The 1,345-nt window shown below is 68.9% G+C and carries 1 protein-coding gene; it reads right to left on the bottom strand.

Annotated elements, in window-relative coordinates; translation table 11 throughout:
* Positions 1-19: 19 nt before the first annotated feature.
* Positions 20-1,072 (bottom strand): IS110 family transposase, encoded by a 1,053-nt coding sequence (locus ACLQ2U_RS32140; RefSeq protein ID WP_425754635.1) that lies wholly within the window; start codon positions 1,070-1,072, stop codon positions 20-22.
* Positions 1,073-1,345 lie beyond the last annotated feature (273 nt).

Genomic DNA, 1,345 nt, shown 5'->3' with positions numbered 1-1,345 from the left:
TTGACGCTTCTATGGCTCGTCAAGTCCTTCCGGCGGTTTCCATGAGCCGGAACATGTGTCGGGCGGTGTAGCGCTTGAGGCAGCGGCGGATCTCGGCGTCGGATTTCTGTTGGGCGCGTCGGCGGGTGAGGTAATGCTGGGTGGGTTCGTGGCCGTGGATCATGCGCCAGTTGACGATGGTGTGGAGGGCTCGGTTGAGTTGGCGGTCGCCGAAGCGGTTGAGCCGGTGACGGGTGATGCGGCCGGAGGATGCCTGCAATGGGCTGACGCCGGCGAGGGCGGCGAAGGCGGCCTCCGAGCGGCATCGGCCGGGGTGGGACCAGGCGATGATGAGGTGTGCGGCGCTGACCGCGCCGACGCCGGGTTCAGCCAGTAACGCGGGCATGATGGCGTCGACCAGGTCGTGGAGTTGGCGTTCGTTGGCGCGGATCTCCTTGTCCAGCAGACGAATGCGCTGGGCCAGGCTCCGCAGGGTCTGCCGCAGGACCCGCTCGGCGGGGGTGTGGCGGGCGTGGACCCTCAGCAGGGCGCAGGCGGCTGTCTGCCGCGGCGTCGACTGTCGGCGTAGCGGCTCGCGCAGCTGATCGGGTGCGGTCAGCAGCAGTGCCTTGAATACGTTGATCGCGGCGGTGCGGGTCGCGTTGGCGTGTTCGCGGGCCACGAGCAGGATGCGTAACGCTTCCCGGTCGCCGTCGCTACGCGGCTGGGCGTGATGTGCTGCGGCCAGGGTGGTGCGGGCGGCCAGGCGGGCATCGGCCGGGTCAGACTTGCCGCCTGGTCGGCGGCCGACGCGTTGCGGCCGACCAGCTTCGACGACTTGCTGTCCCGCAGCAAGGAGGGCGCGCAGCAGCCCGGCTCCATGCGAGCGGCAGCCTTCCACCGCCCAAGTCAATCGCGGGCCGGGCGCCTGCTGCACGGCCCAGGCGATCAGGTCGCAGTAGCCGTCAGGGGTCGCCTCGACGGTGACGGTCGCGACCTCCCGGCCAGCGCCATCGACCAGGCAGGCGGTGTGCGTGTCAGTGTGGGTGTCCACGCCGATGACGGCGTCGACCGATTCTGCGAGCATGGGCATTAGTGCCATTGCTCCTTCCCAGGGGCGGTGGTTGACGTTGGCACCGGCCTGGGTGGGGACACCTACGGCACATCTGTGATGAGCCACGCCGCACGGCGGGCAAGCTTCTGATCAGGCCAGACGGTGAGCCAGGCCGGTGCCGGCGATCAGAGACGACAGGTCAACCGCAAGGCACGTCGTCGACGGCCAGATGCGTTAGGAGTCAGTCCCTGATCACCGGCACCGATCCTGGCAGCAGTCCACCCAGGACCACCACCGCGAGCCTCACAGATG

This window comes from Micromonospora sp. DT47, from assembly GCF_049844475.1.
Classification (GTDB): Bacteria; Actinomycetota; Actinomycetes; order Mycobacteriales; family Micromonosporaceae; genus Micromonospora.
This window is presented reverse-complemented; position numbering and strand designations above follow the sequence as displayed.

Bases quoted from the DNA above. Each gene is read 5' to 3' on its own strand.
- ACLQ2U_RS32140 (WP_425754635.1), bottom strand. From the start codon at position 1,072: ATGCCCATGCTCGCAGAATCGGTCGACGCCGTCATCGGCGTGGACACC.